The organism is Colwellia demingiae (assembly GCF_007954275.1).
Taxonomy (GTDB): Bacteria; Pseudomonadota; Gammaproteobacteria; order Enterobacterales; family Alteromonadaceae; genus Colwellia; species Colwellia demingiae.
The window spans coordinates 1-3,853 of sequence record NZ_VOLT01000023.1; the positions used below are offsets into that span (position 1 = coordinate 1).

Annotated in this window: 2 protein-coding genes, 1 tRNA gene and 2 rRNA genes; 4 read left to right on the plus strand and 1 reads right to left on the minus strand. The window is 36.8% G+C overall.

The features are described 5' to 3' along the window. Positions 1-15 precede the first annotated feature (15 nt). The 3 genes from rrf (ESZ36_RS22320) to ESZ36_RS22330 all read left to right on the plus strand — a co-directional run bounded on the left by rrf (ESZ36_RS22320) (position 16) and on the right by ESZ36_RS22330 (position 477). Positions 16-130 (plus strand): 5S ribosomal RNA (gene rrf, locus ESZ36_RS22320). A gap of 109 nt (positions 131-239) precedes the next feature. Next, a 5S ribosomal RNA gene (gene rrf / locus ESZ36_RS22325) occupies positions 240-354 on the plus strand. Between the two features lie 38 nt (positions 355-392). Continuing rightward, a tRNA-Tyr gene (locus ESZ36_RS22330) sits at positions 393-477 on the plus strand. Between the two features lie 16 nt (positions 478-493). On the opposite strand, the gene ESZ36_RS22335 is transcribed toward ESZ36_RS22330, so the two are convergent. Then, on the minus strand, positions 494-2,143 hold the full coding sequence (locus ESZ36_RS22335; RefSeq protein ID WP_246129217.1) for a response regulator: 1,650 nt from the start codon (positions 2,141-2,143) through the stop codon (positions 494-496). Positions 2,144-2,193: 50 nt separating this feature from the next. On the opposite strand from ESZ36_RS22335, the gene ESZ36_RS22340 reads away from it, so the two are divergent. Further along, positions 2,194-3,444, plus strand: coding sequence for a DEAD/DEAH box helicase (locus ESZ36_RS22340; protein WP_146792007.1), 1,251 nt, complete (start codon positions 2,194-2,196; stop codon positions 3,442-3,444). Positions 3,445-3,853: the final 409 nt, after the last annotated feature.

Sequence of the window (3,853 nt, forward strand, 5' to 3'; positions counted from 1 at the left end):
ATTGTCCCTTTTTTGTTTAGCGACAATAGCGCTGTGGTCCCACCTGATCCCTTTCCGAACTCAGAAGTGAAACGCAGTTGCGCCGATGGTAGTGTGGGAGTTCCCATGTGAGAGTAGGACATTGCTAAACTTCTATTTAGAGAAGCCCGATTCGATAGAGTCGGGCTTTTTGCTGAAGTTTTTATTTATTAAATTACTTATCAAAAAATTGTAAGTGACATAATAAATAAAAGTTTTTGTCTAGCGACAATAGCGCTGTGGTCCCACCTGATCCCTTTCCGAACTCAGAAGTGAAACGCAGTTGCGCCGATGGTAGTGTGGGAGTTCCCATGTGAGAGTAGGACATTGCTAGACTCCTAATTCCATCAGCATTGATGATGAAATGGCCCCGTGGAGGGGTTCCCGAGTGGCCAAAGGGATCAGACTGTAAATCTGACGGCTCAGCCTTCGGTGGTTCGAATCCACCTCCCTCCACCATATTCTTATAGAATGATTAAATACCAGCAATTAGCTGGTATTTTTTTTGCATTTTTTTCAGTCTTTCCAACTCATTGTTACTTAAATCTAATCGAGCTAGTTCCAGTAATAAGATCTTAGCTTTATGTAAATCTTCAACTGATTGTTTGTCTTGGTCATAAGAAACTAACAAAACCTGCGCTAGATTTAATTTTATCCCTATATGCTTTGGAAATATTGCAGAAGCATCTTGTAGTTTGAGAGTTGCCTCTCGATATTTTTTTTGAGCATATAAAGTTAAACCAAGCTCAATATCCGCTTGAGCTTTATCTTTTATATTATAGTTATGTCTATTTATCTCATTCGCTAATTGAGGAACATCAGACTTTTCCCTGGCGACGAGTATTTTGCTTGCAAGATCATCTCTTTTCAATTTCTTTAATGTTAATGAGATATCAATTAATTTATTATTTTCAATATTGCCATGCTCATTATTAAGTAACCTTTCACCTCTAATAATTTCGTCATTGGCAAGTTGCCGTTCTTTTGTGATTTCTAATAAACATGCACCAAGTAAATGCGATTGGACTTTGATATCACTATCGTTGAAGTCTCTTGCCATTTGTTTTAAATAGGAGAAGGCTTTGTTGTTTATTTTCTTTGCATCGACTAATGGTAGTGAGGGGGCATGCTCAATTAAGGCTTGTACATATTTGATAGCGTTATCAGCACAATGATGAATAGAATTCTGCGCTAGGTTATAAGTTCTCTCGTAGGCTGCAGTAGCTTTATCAAAATGCTCATTATGAATACAAAGGTGGGCATATTTTTTTAAACGCGTTAAAGAACGTGGTGATAAAAGCAGAGCTTGCTCTAATATTTCTTCAGCAAGTATATAATGGAATTGTTCTTCATAAGTTATTGCCAGCCAATCATAGCCTGATAAATAAAGCGGGCTGTCTCTAATTAAAAGCTTAAATAGTTTTTCCGCTTGATTTAACTTCTTTTCATGTAAGGCTACTTTACCCAAACCAATGGTAGCCCATTGACAATTCGAAGTGTTTTGATGAGCCAAATAAATTGTTTTGGCTTCATCAAACCTTTCTAATTCAAAATATTGTCTAGCTATGATACCTAAGCATTCGGTTTTATACTGGGTGTTTATTGATAAAGCATGCTTACAACGTTTAATAACAAGCTCTGGATCTTCAGCATCGAGAGCTTGATAGATTAGTGCCATCGCTTTTTTCTTATGTAAACAAAAGTTTAACCGTTTTTCTAATTCATTCAATGTGTAAGGTTTGCATAAATAGTGATCGGGTTTGTGTTCAAGCGCAGCTAGTACCATAGATTGCGATATTTCTGCAGTGATTAAAATAACGATACAGTGACGATTTATATAACCATTGACTCTTAACTCTTCGAGGATTTGCTGACCATTCTTTTGGTTCTCCCCTAGGTCATAACCCAAGAAAATCACATCATAGTGTCTTTGCTGGCAAATTGAAGCAACATCCTGTGCATAATGAGTGCTATCTACTTGTTTCGACGTTAAGCGTATAACAAATTGTTTGAGGATTTCTTGCGATGGTTTGATATTGTCAACAATCAAGAATCGCATATTTTGATAATTGTACTTTGCCATAACATCCTTAATGTCAAATACGCTAATAACTGGGATAGTCATATACGACTTCTGCTACAATTAACCAACTTAAAAATATATTGGCTAAACGAATGACCTTTTCTTCCTTTTCTTTGGACTCAACATTGCTTAAAGCAATAACCGAATCTGCTTATGATGAACCAACAGAAATACAAAAGCAAAGTATCCCTCTTATTCTAGCCAAACATGATGTTATGGCAAGAGCTCAAACGGGGACAGGTAAAACCGCTGCTTTTGCATTGCCAATACTTCAAAAATTGATATCAGGTCAACCTTGTAAACAAGAACTAAGAGCATTGGTACTTACTCCCACAAGAGAGCTCGCTCAACAAGTATATAAAAGCTTTTGTCATTATGGTCAATTTACTAACGTCGTTGCTGGTATTGCGTATGGTGGTGTCAGTACAAAAAGACAAATTAGTGAATTGAAAGAGGGTGTTGATGTGTTAATTGCAACGCCAGGGAGATTATTAGATCTGCTTAGAACTGAATCTGTCAGTCTAGCCAACATAGAAACATTAGTTTTCGATGAAGCAGATCGTATGTTAGATATGGGTTTTAAAGAAGAAATAGACCAGATTACTCAATATCTGCCAAAAACAAAGCAAACGTTGCTCTTCTCAGCAACATTCGCGGATGATATTTACAAAATGAGTAAAAACATTTTAATAAATCCTAAATTGGTAGAAATAGATGAGAAAAATAAAGCCGCAGATGATGTAGAGCAACTTGTCTATGGTGTAGATGCCGATCGTAAAAGAGAACTGACTTCGTTCCTTATAGGATCAAAAAATTGGAAACAAGTTTTAGTGTTCACTCGAACTAAGCAGTGTGCAGATGACTTAGCAAAGGAAATGACAAAGGATGGTGTGAAATCATTAGCTATACATGGCGATAAATCTCAAGGCGCACGTGAAAAAGCATTACACGAATTTAAAGAGGGAAAAGTTCGCGCATTAATCGCGACTGATATAGCTGCCCGTGGTATCGATATAAAAGGCTTATCTCATGTAATTAATTATGAACTTCCTTATAACGCAGAGGATTATGTTCATCGTATAGGCCGTACAGCAAGAGCTGGTAATTCAGGATTAGCTGTTTCCTTAGTAAGTGTAGGAGAGGAATGGCTATTAACAGCGATTGAAGAATTATTAGATATTCGTTTATTACAACAGTGGTTACCTGGCTATGAGCCGGATGTAACAAAAGGTGCTGTGTCAGATAAAAAACCAATAAATAAAAAAAATGCGCGGAATAATGCACTCTCAAATGGTGATAAGTCGAAAAACCCAAGAGCAAATTCTAGAAATAGAAGAAGGTAAAGCATAGCTAACACGGTTGCTCGGTTCAATTTTGAGCTATATTGATATGCTTAGCGACCGAATAGTAGTATTTATAATCGAACAAACAGAAATGTGAAATTAGTGCTTGTGCTACACCAAGAACTCTTTACAATGCGCTCCAGTTCCAAGGGGTTCACGCAAAATGAATCATCAACGAACTGTTTTGATACGTTATCTACCCGCTTTAGCGAGAAATAACGTAAGTTAACATCAAGTTTTAAACGTTTTTAAAATAGTTTAAAATAAACGTTGACATTAAAACTCGGAAGCGTATTATACGCATCCAGTTCGAGGCAATAGCAACGAACAACGCTGCTTAGGTAGCTCAGGTGTAGAGCGAATGTGACTCTCATCTACGTTTCAATCGAAACGTTTTCTTTAACAATTA